This is a genomic window from Posidoniimonas polymericola, from assembly GCF_007859935.1.
Lineage (GTDB): Bacteria > Planctomycetota > Planctomycetia > Pirellulales > Lacipirellulaceae > Posidoniimonas > Posidoniimonas polymericola.
The window spans coordinates 191,903-208,502 of sequence record NZ_SJPO01000010.1 but is presented as its reverse complement, the minus strand read 5'-3'; the positions used below and the strand labels follow the sequence as shown (position 1 = coordinate 208,502).

The 16,600-nt window shown below is 65.8% G+C and carries 17 protein-coding genes; 6 read left to right on the top strand and 11 right to left on the bottom strand.

The features are described 5' to 3' along the window. Nucleotides 1-72 precede the first annotated feature (72 nt). Entirely contained in the window at nucleotides 73-438 is a 366-nt protein-coding gene (locus Pla123a_RS19415; protein ID WP_146590063.1) for a diacylglycerol kinase family protein, read from the top strand. Between the two features lie 88 nt (nucleotides 439-526). Here the strand turns inward: Pla123a_RS19415 and Pla123a_RS19410 are convergent, their stop codons facing one another. From Pla123a_RS19410 to Pla123a_RS19380, 7 genes are all read right to left on the bottom strand, one after another. Beyond that, nucleotides 527-1,237, bottom strand: coding sequence for a hypothetical protein (locus Pla123a_RS19410; RefSeq protein ID WP_146590061.1), 711 nt, complete (start codon nucleotides 1,235-1,237; stop codon nucleotides 527-529). A 17-nt stretch (nucleotides 1,238-1,254) separates the two neighbouring features. After that, complete coding sequence (locus Pla123a_RS19405; protein ID WP_146590059.1) at nucleotides 1,255-1,881, bottom strand: Uma2 family endonuclease; 627 nt, start codon at nucleotides 1,879-1,881, stop codon at nucleotides 1,255-1,257. An 89-nt stretch (nucleotides 1,882-1,970) separates the two neighbouring features. Then, nucleotides 1,971-3,128: a DNA topoisomerase IV subunit A gene (locus Pla123a_RS19400; RefSeq protein ID WP_146590057.1), complete on the bottom strand. Its 1,158-nt coding sequence runs from the start codon at nucleotides 3,126-3,128 to the stop codon at nucleotides 1,971-1,973. A 117-nt stretch (nucleotides 3,129-3,245) separates the two neighbouring features. Further along, the gene (locus tag Pla123a_RS19395; protein WP_197528120.1) at nucleotides 3,246-3,839 is read right to left on the bottom strand and encodes an exopolysaccharide biosynthesis protein; all 594 of its coding nucleotides are present in this window, start codon (nucleotides 3,837-3,839) and stop codon (nucleotides 3,246-3,248) included. 113 nt (nucleotides 3,840-3,952) lie between these two features. Then, nucleotides 3,953-4,222, bottom strand: coding sequence for a hypothetical protein (locus Pla123a_RS19390; RefSeq protein WP_146590053.1), 270 nt, complete (start codon nucleotides 4,220-4,222; stop codon nucleotides 3,953-3,955). Beyond that, nucleotides 4,219-4,464 (bottom strand): hypothetical protein, encoded by a 246-nt coding sequence (locus Pla123a_RS19385; protein WP_146590051.1) that lies wholly within the window; start codon nucleotides 4,462-4,464, stop codon nucleotides 4,219-4,221. Before Pla123a_RS19385 ends, Pla123a_RS19390 begins: the two co-directional genes overlap by 4 nt. Before the next feature lie 42 nt (nucleotides 4,465-4,506). Next, nucleotides 4,507-6,501 (bottom strand): DNA topoisomerase VI subunit B, encoded by a 1,995-nt coding sequence (locus Pla123a_RS19380; RefSeq protein WP_231956556.1) that lies wholly within the window; start codon nucleotides 6,499-6,501, stop codon nucleotides 4,507-4,509. A 354-nt stretch (nucleotides 6,502-6,855) separates the two neighbouring features. Between Pla123a_RS19380 and Pla123a_RS19375 the strand changes: the two genes are divergently transcribed. Next, the gene (locus tag Pla123a_RS19375) at nucleotides 6,856-7,254 is read left to right on the top strand and encodes a hypothetical protein (protein ID WP_146590049.1); all 399 of its coding nucleotides are present in this window, start codon (nucleotides 6,856-6,858) and stop codon (nucleotides 7,252-7,254) included. A gap of 53 nt (nucleotides 7,255-7,307) precedes the next feature. Beyond that, nucleotides 7,308-7,667, top strand: coding sequence for a hypothetical protein (locus Pla123a_RS19370; protein WP_146590047.1), 360 nt, complete (start codon nucleotides 7,308-7,310; stop codon nucleotides 7,665-7,667). 112 nt (nucleotides 7,668-7,779) lie between these two features. Here the strand turns inward: Pla123a_RS19370 and Pla123a_RS19365 are convergent, their stop codons facing one another. The 4 genes from Pla123a_RS19365 to Pla123a_RS19350 form a co-directional block, all read right to left on the bottom strand. Next, nucleotides 7,780-9,216, bottom strand: a complete 1,437-nt coding sequence (locus Pla123a_RS19365; protein WP_146590045.1) for a hypothetical protein — start codon at nucleotides 9,214-9,216, stop codon at nucleotides 7,780-7,782. A gap of 21 nt (nucleotides 9,217-9,237) precedes the next feature. Continuing rightward, nucleotides 9,238-9,684, bottom strand: a complete 447-nt coding sequence (locus Pla123a_RS19360) for an ExbD/TolR family protein (protein ID WP_146590042.1) — start codon at nucleotides 9,682-9,684, stop codon at nucleotides 9,238-9,240. Nucleotides 9,685-9,686: 2 nt separating this feature from the next. Continuing rightward, nucleotides 9,687-10,118, bottom strand: a complete 432-nt coding sequence (locus Pla123a_RS19355) for an ExbD/TolR family protein (protein WP_146590040.1) — start codon at nucleotides 10,116-10,118, stop codon at nucleotides 9,687-9,689. 106 nt (nucleotides 10,119-10,224) lie between these two features. Further along, nucleotides 10,225-10,962 (bottom strand): hypothetical protein, encoded by a 738-nt coding sequence (locus Pla123a_RS19350; protein ID WP_146590038.1) that lies wholly within the window; start codon nucleotides 10,960-10,962, stop codon nucleotides 10,225-10,227. Nucleotides 10,963-11,184: 222 nt separating this feature from the next. Between Pla123a_RS19350 and lysS the strand changes: the two genes are divergently transcribed. From lysS to Pla123a_RS19335, 3 genes are all read left to right on the top strand, one after another. Continuing rightward, nucleotides 11,185-12,777, top strand: coding sequence for a lysine--tRNA ligase (gene lysS, locus Pla123a_RS19345; RefSeq protein ID WP_231956555.1), 1,593 nt, complete (start codon nucleotides 11,185-11,187; stop codon nucleotides 12,775-12,777). A 184-nt stretch (nucleotides 12,778-12,961) separates the two neighbouring features. Continuing rightward, the gene (locus Pla123a_RS19340; protein ID WP_146590034.1) at nucleotides 12,962-14,671 is read left to right on the top strand and encodes a PQQ-dependent sugar dehydrogenase; all 1,710 of its coding nucleotides are present in this window, start codon (nucleotides 12,962-12,964) and stop codon (nucleotides 14,669-14,671) included. A gap of 368 nt (nucleotides 14,672-15,039) precedes the next feature. Beyond that, a complete protein-coding gene (locus Pla123a_RS19335) occupies nucleotides 15,040-16,578 on the top strand; it encodes an ABC transporter permease (RefSeq protein WP_146590032.1) in 1,539 nt (512 codons plus the stop codon). The last annotated feature ends 22 nt before the right edge of the window (nucleotides 16,579-16,600 follow it).

Here is a 16,600-nt window from a genome sequence, read left to right as displayed (position 1 = left end):
TAGGGGAGGGGGCTAACTCCTCCGATACGAGTGATCCCTCCTGTCCTCTCCCGGCCACCCAATAACTAACCCATGTTCCCCCCACCAAAACGCTGGTCCGAAAAGTACCGCTGCGCCCTCCGCGGCTTGGCGGTCGCCGTCCGCGGCGAGGACAGCTTCTGGGTGCACCTCCCTGCGGCAGTCGTGGTGATCGGACTCGCCGCGTGGCTGCGGGTGTCGGCCGTCGAGTGGCTGCTGCTGGTGCTCTCGATCGGCGTCGTCTGGACCGCGGAGCTGTTCAACACGGCGCTGGAGCACCTGGCGAAGGCCGTTACCCGCGAGCCGAACGACCACGTGGGTAACGCGTTGGACGTCGCTGCAGCGGCGGTGCTAGTAGCGGCGGGGGCGGCGAAAGTCGTCGGGACCGTAATCTTCGCGACGCGGCTCTTCGGCTGGTGATTAATCACCTTGCGCAGGTAGGTAATGAAGTATCTACCTCGTAGCAGGAGAGGACTCGGCGGGTCAACGTGTCGGGTGTGCTGACTGGTTACCCAACGTTAAGAAGTCGTCTCGTTCCGTGGATGACGATGAGGAGCATCACAAATCCGCCAAGAGCACCAACCAGCCCTAGAGCAAGCAGCAGCATGAAAATACCGGGCTGGTAACCAGCTGGGTCTGCTGAGTACCGCGTGACCGAACCAATCAGCCCCACCACCATCAGCAAGGTGGAAGAGGTAAGTGTCGCGGCCGCTATCGTTGAAAGTTTCGGCTGCTTAGCGGTATATGCCGCAGAAAGCCAGGAGAGCTGAAAAGCAAATGCGGACAGGCTCGCGAACGCGAAGAGGTGCATCCCGAGGGTGCTAAAATCCGTCCCGTACTCTACTTGAAGGTAGATAAGCGTCGGAGGCCGCCAGACGCCAACAACTAAACAAGCCATCGCCAACGATTGGAACAGAACGGCACAGCACCCGGAAACCGTCCCTCGCCGATCGCTAGCTACCAATGTGCATAGCAACTGCCCGGCCAGACGCACTCCAAAAGGCACGAACACACCAACACCGAGGATCCAATGCGCCGGTCGCCCCTGGATATCAGCTAACACGGTTCGGCCGATCACCATCGCCGCACTCAATACGATCGACGCATACAGGACTAAGCCCAGGCCGATCCGGAGTAGGCGCGGCGATCGGCCTGGCGTCGCGTGTGGCTGCAAATCGCCCGTCTGCTCCTCAGAACTGGGCGATTTGTACGGGTTCATTGCTGAGTCACTGCCCCCTACTGCAGCTTGCCCGCCGCGAACACCGCCGCCACGTCTACCGAGAAGCCGTCCAGCAGCTTCGACGGGGCCTGACCGTCGGTGGCAACGCGGTGCTCGAAGTACCTGTCGCCGTCGAGGGTCAGCACGGTGATCTTGTGCTGCTGAGGATCGACAATCCAATACTCAGTGGCTCCCCCTTCGGCGTAGTCGGCGATCTTCGTCTCGTAGTCCCGCTTGCGACTTTCCTGGTCGTCGCTCACTACCTCGACGACTAAGTCTGCGCCGCGGTAGTACCGCTCGCCACTCTCTGCTGCGTTGGCAGCAAACTTGAACGCAATATCCGGCTCGCGGTACTTGCCTTCGCGGATGTACACACGCAGCACGGCGAACAAGACCTCGCCCAGCTGCCGCGGGTCGACGAACGCACGCAGGGCGTCGTACAGGAATCGAACAATCCGCTGGTGCTCGATCGTCGGCATCGCGAGAAACTCCACGCGGCCATCGGTGAATTCAATGAAGCGATTCACCGAGTCGGTGAGCTGTAGGTACTCGCTCTCTGACCAATTCCCCTGCTGCGGATAGAGCGTAGCAACTTCCCAGGTCCAATCAGCGTTCTGGCCGTGATCAACTGGTAAAGATGACATCGCGATAACCTAGAAATCCGCTTGGGCGCTGCTGGATTGCCCCATTGTAGCCGGCGGTCGCCCGCTGGTGCAATAAAACCGCGGCGGCTCTAGTCCAGCCAGTCCTGCGCCTCGAGCCGCTCGGGGACGTACACCTCGGTGACGTAGCTGATGTCCTTGGCGATCAGGGATTCGACCTCCAGCTTGAAGTCGTTCTTGATCATCTTGTCGATCTCGCGCTGCCAGTCGCGTTTCTTCTCGAACCAGGGGTACTTGGCGATCTGCTTGGCCCGCTTGCGGTCGCTGTCGTTCAGGGCGATCTTGACGGTCTCGGGGAGGTCGCAGCGTTCGTAGTCGATGCTCCGCAGGCCGAGGAACTTGGCCTCGGGGATCGCCATCCGCTGGCTCTCGAAGGCCAGGTTGATGGAGCCCTGCTTCAGCACGCTGTAGATGTAGTACCCCCAGGGGTCGTTATCGAGGACGCAGTAGATCGGCAGCTTCAGCTCGTTGTGCATCCGGAACAGCAGCCGCCGCACGCCGCGGGGGGGCTGGCCGCTGCCGTGGGTGAGGATGCAGTTGTGTTTCTCCCAGAACCGGTCCTCGTTGAATCGCTGCCAGACGGTGCCTTTTTCGACATGCAGGATGAACTTGGCGTCGCACTTCTTGGGGTCGAGCTCGATGATCTCCGGCTCGACGATCGACGGGATCGCGTAGCCGCCGGAGCCCATCCGCCGGCAGTCGATCGTGTCGCCGCGGTCGGTCAGCGTGATGGCGCCGACCATCGCGCCGCGGTTCTCGGCGTACAGGTGCAGCTCCTCGCGGATGCTGTTGAGCAGCACCTCGGCGTCCTCGATGATAGTGTCGCACTCGTTCTGATCGTCAAAGGTATTCTCCTTCGTGTTCTCGATCGTGTGCTTGAGCATGTAGAACAGCCCTCGAAGGCTGGTGGTCTTGCCCTCGTCCAACAGCCGCTTGCAGCCGCTGGCGACCAGCATGGTCCGCATGTAGGCCTTGGCCTGCGAGAGGTCGAACAGCTGCCGCCGGTTCTTGGCGCCGCCCATCTCGAGGATCCGCTTCCGCGGGCTGTACTTGACGTTCGACAGCGTGCGGCTGGGGATGTCGACGTACGGGTCCCGCTTTTTCTGAGCCGCCGTGACGACGCCGTCCGCCAGCGCCCGGAGCGAGGCCATCGTCTTCTTGTCCCGCGGCGTCAGTTTGACCGGGGCCTTGGGCTTGGGGGCGGGAGCGGCTTTTTTCTTCTTGGCCATATTCGCTGAGATGCACGTCGTGCATCGATTCGTTTTGTGGGTTCCTCTTGGTGCGTCTCGTGCACCTTGTCGCGTCGCGTCTTGTGCGGCGCGTTGGGGCCTAGCCGGCCCCGACTCCTACGAAAACATCCAGTACCCGACCGCCCCCAATGCGCCGACCGAAGCGACCAGACCGAACACCGCCAGCAACCCGTCCCGGGCGGTGACCGCCAGGCCGAGGAACAGGATCGCGGCGCCCGGGATCGCGCAGGCGAACGGCAGCAGTTCCAGCGGCGGCATGGTGCACGCCATCAGGATGCAGACCGCGGCGATCACGTACTTCATCGGGCCGGTGACCATGGAAGTCATCCTCTCGGCGGTGAACGAGTCGACCCACTTGAGCCACGGCCGCACCTTCTCCATCGAGTCTTTGAACTTTTCCTCGTCAACTCCCCGCTCTTTGATTATGCCGGGCAGCCAGGGGTGCTTCCGGCCGAACAGCGACTGCCCGGCGACCAGGATAATAAACACCCCCATGGTAGTCGGCACGAACGGGATCCCGCCGACCGGGGTCATCACCAACAGCCCGGGGATCATCAGCAGCGGCCCGAACAGCCTGCCCGCAAACTCCTCGAGGGCGTCGCCGACGAGCAGGTCGCCGTCCTCGGCGGCCTTGTCCTCAAGCTGGTCGACGACTCCGGTAAGGGATTCTGCGGTCTGTTGCTCTGCCACGTGTCTATCCTCGCAGGGGGTGGTCGATGCTCGCCACGGCTGGCTCATTGGTCTCCAGAGAGCAAGTGACGTGCCATGCAGGTGCAATCCAAACGAAACGGCTCCCTCCCCGGTTACTTCGGCCCGGACAGAGCCGCGCCTACGACGGTGACCAGCCGCAACCGCAGGTCAACTTGATAAACGACCAACAACGGGCCCCGCAGCAGAACCCGGTCGGTATCCGAGGCTCGCGACTCCCCCTCAAGCATTGGCGCCGTTGCAAGCAAATGGTCGGTGTCGTCGAGTAGATCAAGCACCCGACGCCTGCCTTTGGCATCCAATGCGTCCCACTGCACGGCCAGGTTCTGAAGCACCTCTGGGCGCCAAGTAAGCTGAAAGCTCATGGCAACTCTTGGAGTTTGGCCTTGAGTTCTTCGGTTGTGAGACCGGGTTCGTTCGACGCAAGACGCCGCTGGATCTCCTCTTCTGTCAGCTCCGGCATAAGATGTTGCCACCCTTTCGCTGAGTCGGTCTCTGTCCCCATGAAGGTGCCGAGCATTCTGCCGGACGCGTCGACCAGCTCCACCGGCTCGCCCGCCGAAAGTAGTTGCTCTGCGAGCTCTGAGGTAACTTTAATTCGCACCATTGATCTGGCTCCTAGGCCGCGTTATTCCTCGACACCAAGATTCTACTCCTCGGCGCCTTCCTCTTCCTCCTCGGTCACGACGCGGTTAATCGCCGCCTCGTGGCCGGCCGGGTCGACGATCAGCACATTCTCGCCGAGGTTCATCTCGGTCGGGTCCTCTTCGATCTTTCGGCCGCGGTCGTCGAGCTTCATGTCGGCCTCGGCGGTCCGCTTCTGCGCGACCGCCACCAGCTGGTCGTAGAGCTCCTTCTCTTCCGCGGCGTTGATCACGCTGACCGCGCCGGCGACCTCCTTGAGGTAACGGAGGAAAATCTCGCGGCGGTCAGACTGCTGCTTGACCTTCATCCGCCGGCGGAGGTACATGCCGAGCTTGCGGCCGACGGCCTGCAGCCCGAGGCGGATCTCCTTCTGGATCTCGGGGTAGCTGGCGATTGCTTCCTTGCTCTCGCTGGTGAACGGCACCCACACGCTGGCGATGTGCACCATCAGGCTGACCGGGCCCTTGGGCATGGCGCCGCGGGACTGGCTCAGGCCGTAGCCCCGCCAGTTGGTGCCGAGGATGGTCTGGGTCACGGCGCAGGCGGACTGCTGAAACTGCAGCGGCACGCGGTTGGCGTACCGCATGACTTCCATCTGCTGCCCCTCCGCGACGTTGACGTGCTTCATCGCGTCGAACAGCTTGTCGCGGTCCTTCGGCTTTAGCCCGCCGGGCGCCTGGCGGGTCTTGAGGCCCGACGTCTTGACGATCTTGTCGGCGGCGTCGCCACCGAGGCCGTTGAAGGTGTGGATCAGGAACTGCCGCACGGTGCGGGTGTCGGTTTCCTCGAGGAGTTCCAGGAGCAGCTCTTTGGTGATGTTCTGGGTTGGGGCCGTGCCGCCGTAGGCGAGCCCGACCTCGATCTGAAAGGGGTTGCCCCGGTACACGCCGGGCGGGCGGGTGGCGGCGGCGTAGAATTCGCCGGGGACGACCTGGTGCAGGCCCTTGAGGATCAGGTCCTCGCCGATTGGGCAGATGCAGTCGGTGGCCGGCGGGCTGATGCGGGTCGCCTGGATCGCCTCGTAGAGTTTGTCGATCTGCGGGCGGTCGACCTTGTGGACGCTCACACGCGAGCTGACCTTGGCGGTGGTGCAGACCTTCTTGGCGACCGCCGGGGTGACCCGCGAGAACTTGGTCCGCATGAACTCGCTGACGCTCATCGCCTCGGACTCTTCGAACATCTGCGCCATGCGGCCGACCTCGACCCCGTACGGGTGGGGCTTGATCTCCTTGGGCTCGCTGGGGAGCTGGTCGGTGCTGCGCAGAAAGTCGTACTGGTAGTCGTCGGGGTCGAGGTAGTGGAGCGTGACGTGCGGGTTGGCGATGGCGGTCTGGGTGAGGTACTCGTCGACGCTGCCGCGGCCGCGGACGTACTTGGCCTCGAGCTCGATGGTGACCCGCGTGCCGTGCGGCTGGTCGACCCACTCGATGCCGTGCTTCTCGATGTACTTGGCGCCCTTCTCGCCGGGCGGGATGTCGACCCCCTCGCCCTTGCCGTTGAGGATCTTGGGCTCGTTCTTCTTGGTGTCGATCTGGATCTCGTAGTAGTGCGCGGGCTTGCGCACCGAGACCTTCGACACGATCTTGACCGGCTTGCCGGTGGTCTGGACGCCGTACATGCCGGCGGCGCTGATGCCGATGCCCTGCTGGCCGCGGCTCTGCCGCAGGCGGTGGAACTTGCTGCCGTAGAGCAGCTTGCCGAAGATCAGCGGGATCTGCTTCTTGAGGATGCCGGGGCCGTTGTCCTGGATGCCGACCTTGTAGCGGTTGGCGGAGGTCGGCTGGATATGGACCCAAATCTCCGGCAGGATGCCGGCCTCTTCGCAGGCGTCCAGCGAGTTGTCGACCGCCTCCTTGACGGTGGTCAGCAGCGCCTTACGCGGGTTGTCGAACCCCAGCAGGTGACGGTTCTTCGCGAAGAACTCGCTGACGGAGATCTCTTTCTGCGAGGCGGCCATCGCCTTCGCGGTTGACCGTCGCTTCGTGCCGCTTGTCGCCAAGACGATAGCTCCTGAATACGGAAAAGGGATCGCGGAATGATTGCAGTCGGGCGCCGCCCGGCGGAATCCACAATTCGAAATCCGCAATCCGAGATTTGGCAAACCCTGAGGGTCGCAGCGATTATAGCCCCGGTCTGCCCCCCCTCCCAGGCGGTCCGCAGCCCTACCAGTGTTAAGAGACGCACGACTGTTACGGCTGGCGTGAAAAGTCTCACCGGAGGAACCGGGCCTGCCGATTCCACCGTGTAGCAAATCATCAGCGGGCTGCCGGGGCGACCAATCGGGGGAGTCCTAGCGCCCACCCGCCCGCTGCCCGCACCACCGCCGATCCGCCCGGATCAAAGGAGGCACCCCATGTTGCGACGCCCCGCCAAGTTCTTGGCCACCGCCGCCGTGCTGACCGCCGCGTGGCACAGCCTGCCGCTCACCAACCAGACCGCCGAGGCGGCCTACGGCTGGGAGGGCCAGCGCCGCGTGAGCCACCAGGACCCCCACGATCTGTTCTACAACTACTACGTTGGGCCCGGACCGAGCGGCGCCGCCGCCCAGCTTTACGTGTCGCCCCTGCCCGTGCCCGAGCACGTCGGCCACACCTACAACACCTACCAGCCGTTCTACCCGCACGAGTACATGTACGGCCACCAGCGGGCGTACTACTCGCACCAGCCGGGCGCCGGCTGGACCCGCACCAACGTGCGGTACAACACGGGCGGCGGCAAGCTGAAGTTCATCCAGTACCGGCTGAACCACTAGCCACGGCGCTGGTCCCACCAAGCAACCCCACCAGTCAACACAGGAGGCCCCCCATGCCCCGAATCAAGATCCTGGCGGCGGCGGTGATTCTGTCCGCCGTAGCGGCCTCGTCCTGCGAGGCGGTCGCCCCGTCGATGTGGGCCACGCGGTACCGCGCCCCGACCTACAACTGGAACGGCAACTACGCCCATGTGCAGTACGGACAGCCGGTCGCCGTGGCCCTGCCGCCGACCGTCCGCCTGCAGACCAACTGGGGCTGGGGCGTCGGCAGCAGCCACATCTCGCGGGTCGACCACCAGTTCGGCCGCGACTACCCCGGCGCGGGTCAGTTCGGCGGGCCGTTCCAGAAGCAGCCGATGTGGCCGCAGAACACCAACCAGTTCGGCTCCTACTACGTCCGCGGCCCCTGGTGAGCTGTCGGAACGTTTGAAACATGCGTAGCGGGTGAGTCCATTCCCCCTGGTCGATCCCGCCGCGTTGAGATAGCCCCGGTCGCTTGCGGCCGGGGCTATTTTTATTGGCAGACTAGCGGGGCGCTCCCAGCCGCCTCGCGAGTTCCTCGCGGCGTGCCCGCAGGCGCTCGTCTGCCGGCGGCTTGTAGAGCGCCTCGGTGAGGCGCCACAACTTGGCGGCCTCCTCCCGCCGGCCGAGGCGGTCGAGCAGTTCGATGCGGGCAACCCGCGCCTCGTGGAATTCTCGGGAACCCTTGGAGGCTGGCCGCTCGAGCTGCGTCCACAGCGACAACGCCCGCTGCTGGCTCTCCTCGTCGGCCTGCTTGGCGAGCGTTTGGGCGGCGAGCCGGCGGTCGTCGCCCCGCGGCGTGCTGCCTGCCGGCGGCTCGGCCGCGAGCTGGTCGGCGGCGTCGGCATCGCCGCGGCGGGCCCGGACCAGCAGCCGCCCCCGTTGCAGCCAGCCGGGATCGTCGGGCAGGTCGTCTCCTTGGGTGAAGTCGGCTAGCAACTCCAAGGCCGCGTCTTCGCTGGGGTTGGCCGCGACTTGCCTGGAGAGCTCTACCACTACCGGTCGCAGCGCCGATGTCGGCTGCCGAGACGCCCGGGCGGCGACCTGCCGGGCGACCTCCCAGTCCCCCACAGCCGCGGCCGCCTGCAGCATCGACGGCAGCGCCGCGAGGTCCCACGCCGCCGTGGGGCGTGGCGCACCGGTCGCCGAGGCCGCCAGCAGTCGGTAGGGGTAACGCGGCCCCGCTGCGCCGTAGGCGAGGTGGATCCGCGCCAGGGTGAGCGCCGCCTGCCGCTGCGAAGGGTCCCATTCGGTCGGCCATTGATTCTCGGGACCGGTCACCGCCGGCTGCAGGAAGTTGGTCGCGTGGCGGAGCAGTTCCTGCGAGTCCGCCTCACCACGCAAGGCAATGACGGCCGAGGCGTAGCTAGGAAGCAGCCCGGCCGCCGCCAGCTCTGCCGATCCCAGCTGCTCGCACAGGGCGGCTGCCTCGCGCCAGTCTTGCAGGACCAGCAGCACACGCACCCGCCGCGGGTAGGCCTGCCGTGCCGAGGGCGCTTCGCGCCACTGGTCGAGGTGCTCGCGGAGCGCCTCGTCGAGCTCGGCCGCATTTTGCTGGGCGTTGCCGCCACCCACGCCGCCGTTCCACAGGCAGACAACCGCCGCCCAGTGGGTCGCGGCCGCGTCGGGGTGGTCGGCGGAGCCGAGAGCGAGCCGCCGGAGTCGCTGGCCAGCCTTCGCCTCCTCGCCGCTGGCCTGCAGGATCGCCGCCGCGGTGCGCGACAGTTCAAACGCCCGCCCGACGGCGCCCTCGGCGAACGCCAGCGCGCTCGCCTGGTCGTACTTGGCAATCGCCTGCGGGGTCTTCTCCGTTCGGTACAGCTTCTCCGCCTCGGCGACCAGGATCTCAACCCGCACCGACGCGGCGTCGTCGGCCCGGGCGTGCGGTCCAACGCTCGACGCAAACAGGCCCAACAGCGTCGCGAGCAAACGAGAGATCATGCTTGGCCGACGCAATTCAAACTACTCCACCGAGGCCGCGAACTTGACATCGACAAACCCGGCCGAGCGGGCGGCGTCGAAGCCGTCGATGACGCGGCCGAGCTCGACCTTGCGGTCGGGGTCAATCACCACCGGCAGCGTGCTGTCGATGCCCGCCAGCTGGCCGAGCAACGCGCGGAGCGCCGCGTCGGTCGGGCACGGGCTCTCGTTGACGGTCCACGCAACGCCGGCGCCGGACTGCTCGGCGCGGATCACCACCCTCTCGAGCGGCGGCTGCTCCTCCTGCGGGACACCAGCGCCGCCGGCGCCAGAAATCAGCAGGTCGCCCGGCAGCAGGGCCTCGACCGGCTGGAAGCTGGCCGTGCAGACAAAGAAAATGAGCAGCAGGAACACGACGTCGATCATCGGCGTCATCGACGCGCCGAGGGTCGGCTGGCTGCGGGCGGCGGGTCGCCAGGTGGTGCGCACGGCTAGTTCCCCTCGCCCGGGCCTGGCTCGCGGACCGCGAAGCGGAGGTTCCAGACGTTCGCCTTGGCGCAGGCGGCCAGGATCGGCTCGACGTCGCCGTAGGGCACAGAACGGTCGGAGCGGAGCCGCACCTCGACCGGGGTCTGATCGCGTTGGACCTCCCGCTCGAGCTTGGCTGTCAGCTCCGCGGCGGGGGTCGACTCGCCGGCGACCATCAACTCTCCGGTCGGCAGCAGATTGACGGTCACCACCCGTGCGGTGGACGCCTGGGCGAGCTCGCCGCTGGCAGCGTCGGGCAGGTCGAGGTCGAGCTGAGTCTCCTGCCGGGCGAGGTGGCTGCTCACCAGGAAGAAGATAATCAGCAGGAACACCACGTCGATCAGTGGCGTCATGTTCATGCTGACCGAGTCGTTCTCGCGGCGGTATCGGAGCATGCGGTATCAGAGCAAAGAGAAGTAGCTGGTGGCTCGGGGCGAGCTACTAGCTTACCAAGTCCCCGCCCGCTGCGCACTCCTGGCCGCCCTATTCTGAGCGAGTCGATTATTGAATGGGGGCTTCGATCTGGTTGACCGCCAGCCGTGGTTCGCGGCGTTCGGTCTGCCCGGCGACAAAGAGCCCGCCCTGGCTGTACTGGATGTCCTGGAGGGTGCGGCGGTGCCGCGCGTCGGAGGCCAGCTGCTCGAAGTCGACTAGGAGCGCGGGGCGGCCCTCGACCTCCGCCCACTCGAGCGGCAAGCCGGCCTCGGCGAACACCGACCGCGAGGCCTCAACAATCCTGCCGGTCGGCAGCGGCACGGAGCCGACGCGGGTCTCGGTCAGCTCGACGCCAAGCCGGCCGTCTTCGGTGACAAACGGCGCGACGCGGAAGCGGACCACGGCCTCGATCACGCCCCGTTCGATGCGGAACGCCAGGGTCAGGCCTTCGTCGGTGAACATCACCCGCGGGTCGACCAGCCCCTGGGCGGCCGCCTCGGGGAACTCCGTGGCCAGCCGGGTGGCGAGCCAGCCATTGATATGCTGGTCGGTGACCGCAGAGCTCCAGGGCCGCGCGTCCGAGTCCTCGTCGGCGATCGACTGCGTCGCGTCGCTGTAGACGGCCGCGAGCTGGGCCTCGAGCTCCTTGCGGCGCTCGTCCTGCTGCTCCGGCGCGACCTCCAGCACCGCCTGGTAGTCCTCCGGCAGAGTGGTGGCGGCCCGGTAGAACCAGTAGCTCGAGATCGCCGAAATGGTGAGAGAAACCCCCAATGCAATCGCGGACCTGCGGAGCCACTTCGCCATCTGCCGCTCTCCATGAAAGACGGGCGCCTGAGGGTGAGGCCCTAGGGCGCGGGGCCTGAGCCGCGGGAATGCTAGGAGCATCGCCCCCACGGGTCAACGCGGACGCGACGCAGGCGCCGTTGACCAAACGCTAGCTGGCCGGCGAGAATGCCTGCCCAACGCGAATCATACCGCCCCGTTTTCTTCGGGGAATCGACTCCGATTTATTGCAAAGAGAACCCAATGTCGCAGGAAGAACCCGACTCGACCGACCCGCTCGTAGCCCGCCGGCAGAAGCTAGCTGCTATCGCCGAGCTGGGGTTGGACCCCTGGGGCAGCCGGCTTGACGATCATACGCCAGTCGGCGAGGTCCGCGCTCGGGCGGGGGAGATCAAGTACGTTTTCCCCGACGGAACCGAGATCGACCTGCCCGATTTCGAGGCCCAGCCAGAAGACTTCAATTTCCGTCAGTGGAAGGCCGACCGCAACGCGGAGAAGGACAACGCCCGCGGCGAGGTTGTCGGGCCCAATTTCCGCGTGGCGGGCCGCATCGTGCTGAGCCGGCCGGGCGGCAAGCTGGTGTTCATGAACCTGCGGGACATGACCGGCGACATCCAATTAATGATCGGCCAGAAGCAGGTCGGCGACAGCTGGGCCGTTATCGACAAGCTCGACCTCGGCGACCTGATCGCTGTCGACGGCATGCTGATCGTCACGAACACGGGCGAGCTGTCGATCGCGGCCGAGAAGGTGCACTTCCTCACCAAGAGCCTCGAGCCGCCGCCAGAGAAGCACCACGGCCTGACCGACCCCGAGATGCGGCAACGCATGCGGTACGTCGACCTCGCCTACAACGACGGCGTCATGCAGCGGTTCCTCAACCGCTCGAAGATCGTGTCGTCGGTCCGCAGCACGCTGGCCGAGCGGCGGTTCGTCGAGGTCGAGGGGCCGACGCTGCACTCCATCGCCGGCGGCGCCGCCGCGCGGCCGTTCACCACGCACCACAACGCGCTGGACATCGACCTGTTCATGCGGATCGCGCTGGAGCTGCACCTCAAGCGGCTCATGGTCGGCGGCATCGAACGCGTTTACGAGCTCGGCCGCGTCTACCGCAACGAGGGGATCAGCCCCAAGCACAACCCCGAGTTCACCATGCTCGAGGTGTACCAGGCGTACGGCGACTACCGCTCGATGATGGACCTCACCGAGTCGGTGATCATCGACGCCATCGGCGCAATCTCGCCCGACGAGAAGCCGAGCTACGTGCTGCCGTGGGGCGACGACTCGATCGACTTCACCCCGCCGTTCGCCCGCAAGACCTACGACGAGCTGTTCGAGCAGCACGCCGGCGTCGACCCGTCGGACGAGTCGGCCGTGGCCGACCTGGCCAAGAAGATCGGCTTTGACGTCGACGGCCGCCACCCGGACGTCGTGAAGAATGAGGTGTTCGAGGAGAAGGTGGAGGACGCGCTGATGGCGCCCACGTTCGTCATCGACTACCCGGCCAGCATCTGCCCGCTCACGAAGCGGAAGACCGACAACCCCAAGGTCGCCGAGCGGTTCGAGCTGTTCATCCGCGGCATGGAGGTGGCCAACGCGTACACCGAGCTCAACGACCCGGACCTGCAGGAGGAGCTGTTCAAGAACCAGCTCGCTGGCCTGAGCGAGGAGGACAGCATGGCCAAGATGGACGACGACTTCATCCGCGCCCTGCGTCACGGCATGCCCCCGGCCGGCGGCCTCGGCATCGGCATCGACCGCCTGGTGATGCTGCTGACCAACAGCCAGACCATCCGCGACGTGATCCTGTTCCCGCTGTTGCGGCCTGAGAAGTGAGCTCTGCAGACGACCGCCGCCGCTTTGCAACGGCGGGTAGTGCCTAAGAACGCCGGCTGACGCGAGGCAAACCCCTTTAACAACAGGCCCTAGTGGGTGTTGAGGAAGGGCGGTTGCTCCGAGGCGCAATCGACGCGGCACTCCGCTACATTGAGGGTCTCGTCTTCCTCAGAGAGCCTCATCGATGTTCAGACTGTTCTGCTGCTGCCTGTCCGCCGGCCTGGCGACGCTCGCCTCGCACGCCAACGCCCAGATTTCCGCGCCCATCCTGCCCGGTGTGACGGTCGGCGTGCAGGACGTCGTTTCGTTCCCCGACACGCGGGGCATCGCGCAAGAAGACAACCGCTCGGCCGCGAACGTCGCCCGAATCAACTTCATGCGCGAGATCCCCGGCTACTCCGACCAGTGGCTGGTCAACGACCTGCGCGGCCCCATCTACCGCGTCGAACCCGCGAGCCAGCAGGTTGTCGAATACCTCGACGTAGCCGATGTGTTCTCGCGGTTCAACATCGGGCCGGGCGGGCTCTCGACCGGCCTCAACACGGTGGCCCTCCACCCAGAGTTCGCTGTGAACGGCAAGTTCTACACCATCCACTCGGAGTCGGCGGCCGGCAACCCGGGCGCAATCGACTTCGGCAACCTGTCGCCCTCGTTGGGGCACACGGTGGTGGTCGAGTGGACCGCTGACAACCCATCGGCCGGGACGTTCAGCGGTACGCACCGCGAGTTGCTGCGGGTCGGCCAGGGGAGCCGCATCCACAACCTGGGCGACATCTCGTTCAACCCGATGGCCACGCCGGGCGACCCCGACTACGGCATGATGTACATCGCCGGGGGCGACTCGAACACCGGCTCGCCGGCGCAGGACCTCGGCTCGATCTTCGGCAAGCTGCTGCGGATCGACCCCGCCGGCAATAACAGCGCGAACGGGGCGTACGGCGTGCCGGCCGACAACCCATTCGCGTCCGACGGCGACCCCAACACCCTCGCCGAGGTCTGGGCCTACGGCTTTCGCAACCTGCACCGGATCAGCTGGGACCAACAGACGGGCGCCTTCCTGGGGACCGACATCGGCGACGGCAGCGTCGAGGAGGTCAACTTCCTCGCCGCGGGCAGCAACTACGGCTGGAGCACCTTCGAAGGGACCTTCTTCCGCGGCGGCGGCGCCATCCCCCGCGGCACAGACACCGACTCCTTCGTCTGGCCGGCCGCCCAGTACGACCACGGCGACGGCCTCGCAATCGCCGGCGGCTTCGTCTACCGCGGCGCCGAGGTCCCCGAGCTGTACGGCAAGTTCGTCTACGGCGACATCGTCAACGGCCGGCTGTTCTACAGCGACTTCGACGAGCTGGTCGCCGCCCACGAGGACGGCGACTTCCGCAGCACCGCCGACGTGCACGAGCTGTTCCTGACGCAGGGCGGCCAGGCGGTCACGGTCAAGGACCTGATCATCGACGCGCGGACCGACGCCAGCCTGCCGAACAATCGGACCGACCTGCGGTTCGGCCAGGACTCGGCCGGCGAGATCTACCTCAGCACCAAGCAGGACGGCTGGATCCGCACGCTCACCGGCGACCGCACAGCGGTCGACTACAACGGCGATGGCCTGGTCGACGCCGCCGACTACACCGTGTGGCGTGACGCGGTGGCCACGAACGACCTTACGGCCGACGGCAACAACGATGGCGTGGTCGACGCCCTCGACTACGCTGTGTGGCGGAGGAACTTCGGCTTTACCTATGTGGCGCCGGGCGGGGCGGTTCCCGAGTCGGGGGCAATGCTGCTGGCATGCTGGGTTTTAGCCGGCAGCCTCGCGGCGTCGCACCTACGCCGATCGCGGGAGTGGGCCCCGCGCGAATCAGTCGTAGATGCGATCGACGTTGCCGTGTGCTGAGTAGCCACTGTAGCCATTACTCTCGCTGGAATAGCGCGCAACCGCGGAGTTGATCGCGTCATGCTGCTTGGTTCGGGCATCAAAGAGCGCCTCCATCAGAAAGCACCCGTTATTGCTCATTAGCAAGACCGCAAGTAGTGCTAGGCATTTCCTACGCTGCATCGGAACTCCTCCTAGGGCGAACGGTAAGCCGCGACTTTTATCAGTAGGCGTCCCTTTCTGGCAACGCCGGACCTGATTCCCGGCGTGCTAGCACCCGCGCCGCACTTCTCTGGCGGCCCGCCGGCCTTCCCGCTATCCTCCCCGGCCCAGCTACCCCCGCGCCGCGGGACCTTGGCCCCTGCCGATAGCCAATAGCCGACTGCCCCATGTACAAACTCCTGCTCTGCTGGCGTTACCTCCGCACCCGGTACATCGCGCTGGCGTCGATCATCAGCGTGACGCTAGGCGTGGCGACCATGATTGTGGTCAACGCGGTGATGGCCGGCTTCAGCCACGAGATGCAGGACCGCATCCACGGCATCCTGAGCGACGTCGTGTTCGAGAGCCGCCACCTGGACGGCGCGTCGGACGCTAGCCTGCACATGCAGAAGATCCGCGAGGTGGCCGGCCAGTACATCGAGGGCATGAGCCCCACGGCCCACGTCCCCGCGGCGATGCAGTACTACGTCGGCGGCCAGCACCGCACCCAGCAGATCAACCTGATCGGCATCGACCCTGACACCTACTCTTCGGTCAGCGACTTCGGGCAGTACTTGCAGCACCCCGAGAACCGTGAGGAGCTCGAGTTCGAGCTCAAGCAGGGCGGCTACGACGTCTACGACCACCAGACCGACGACCCCAGCAAGGTGGTCGCCCGCGACGACATGCAGCGGGCCGGCTGGGAGCACCGCAAGATGATGGCGCAGTACCGCCAGCCGATTGTGGCGCCGCCGGCGTACGCCTCGGACGAGGCCGCCGCAGAGAGCGACTCTGACGCCTCGCCGCTGCCTGCCGACCCGTTCAGCAGCAGCACCAGCAACCACCAGGCGACCTTTGACCCTAGCAAGGAGATCTTCACCGGCTGCGTTCCGGGCATCTCGCTCTGCTCGTACCGCGACGCCGCCGGCGCCGATAAGTTCTTCTGCGTCCCCGGCGACGACGTCACGATTATGTTCCCGTCGGCCGGTCAGAAGCCCGAGCCACGCTCGGCCAAGCTGACCATCACCGACTTCTACGAGAGCAAGATGCAGGAGTACGACCAGTCGTTCGTGTTTTTGCCGCTGGCCGAGATGCAGAAGCTCCGCGGCCTGGTCGACCCGCTGACCGGGGTCGCCAACTTCAACTCGATCCAGATCCGCCTGAAAGAGGGCGTCGAGCCAAACATGGTGCGGGACCTGCTGCGGAACAGATTCCCCGAGCAGTTCTACGTGGTCAGCACCTGGCGCGATAAGCAGGGCGCCCTGCTGGCCGCCGTGCAGATGGAGACCATGGTCCTCAACGTCTTGTTGTTCTTGATCATCGCCGTGGCCGGCTTCGGCATCCTGGCGATCTTCCTGATGATCGTGGTCGAGAAGACCCGCGACATCGGCATCCTCAAGAGCCTCGGCGCGAGCGGCTCGGGCGTGATGGGGATCTTCCTCAGCTACGGCCTGACGCTGGGCGCGGTCGGCGCCGGGATCGGTGTGGTCGGCGGCTTAGTGTTTGTCGACCAGATCAACGAGATCGCCGACTTCCTTGGCTGGCTCACCGGCACGCCGGTGTTCGACCCATCGGTCTACTACTTCTACAAGATCCCGGCGATTATCGAGCCGTTCACGATTCTGTGGGTCGCCGTCGGGGCGATGCTGATCGCCGTCTTGGCGAGCGTGCTGCCCGCCTGGCGGGCGGCGTCGCTGCACCCGGTGCAGGCGCTGCGTTGGGAGTAGTCAATGTATCCCCGGCTCTCCG

Coding starts and splice junctions, on each gene's coding strand:
- Pla123a_RS19415 (WP_146590063.1), top strand. CDS start 73: ATGTTCCCCCCACCAAAACGCTGGTCCGAAAAGTACCGCTGCGCCCTC.
- Pla123a_RS19410 (WP_146590061.1), bottom strand. CDS start 1,237: ATGAACCCGTACAAATCGCCCAGTTCTGAGGAGCAGACGGGCGATTTG.
- Pla123a_RS19405 (WP_146590059.1), bottom strand. CDS start 1,881: ATGTCATCTTTACCAGTTGATCACGGCCAGAACGCTGATTGGACCTGG.
- Pla123a_RS19400 (WP_146590057.1), bottom strand. CDS start 3,128: ATGGCCAAGAAGAAAAAAGCCGCTCCCGCCCCCAAGCCCAAGGCCCCG.
- Pla123a_RS19390 (WP_146590053.1), bottom strand. CDS start 4,222: ATGAGCTTTCAGCTTACTTGGCGCCCAGAGGTGCTTCAGAACCTGGCC.
- Pla123a_RS19385 (WP_146590051.1), bottom strand. CDS start 4,464: ATGGTGCGAATTAAAGTTACCTCAGAGCTCGCAGAGCAACTACTTTCG.
- Pla123a_RS19375 (WP_146590049.1), top strand. CDS start 6,856: ATGTTGCGACGCCCCGCCAAGTTCTTGGCCACCGCCGCCGTGCTGACC.
- Pla123a_RS19370 (WP_146590047.1), top strand. CDS start 7,308: ATGCCCCGAATCAAGATCCTGGCGGCGGCGGTGATTCTGTCCGCCGTA.
- Pla123a_RS19365 (WP_146590045.1), bottom strand. CDS start 9,216: ATGATCTCTCGTTTGCTCGCGACGCTGTTGGGCCTGTTTGCGTCGAGC.
- Pla123a_RS19355 (WP_146590040.1), bottom strand. CDS start 10,118: ATGCTCCGATACCGCCGCGAGAACGACTCGGTCAGCATGAACATGACG.
- Pla123a_RS19350 (WP_146590038.1), bottom strand. CDS start 10,962: ATGGCGAAGTGGCTCCGCAGGTCCGCGATTGCATTGGGGGTTTCTCTC.
- lysS (WP_231956555.1), top strand. CDS start 11,185: ATGTCGCAGGAAGAACCCGACTCGACCGACCCGCTCGTAGCCCGCCGG.
- Pla123a_RS19340 (WP_146590034.1), top strand. CDS start 12,962: ATGTTCAGACTGTTCTGCTGCTGCCTGTCCGCCGGCCTGGCGACGCTC.
- Pla123a_RS19335 (WP_146590032.1), top strand. CDS start 15,040: ATGTACAAACTCCTGCTCTGCTGGCGTTACCTCCGCACCCGGTACATC.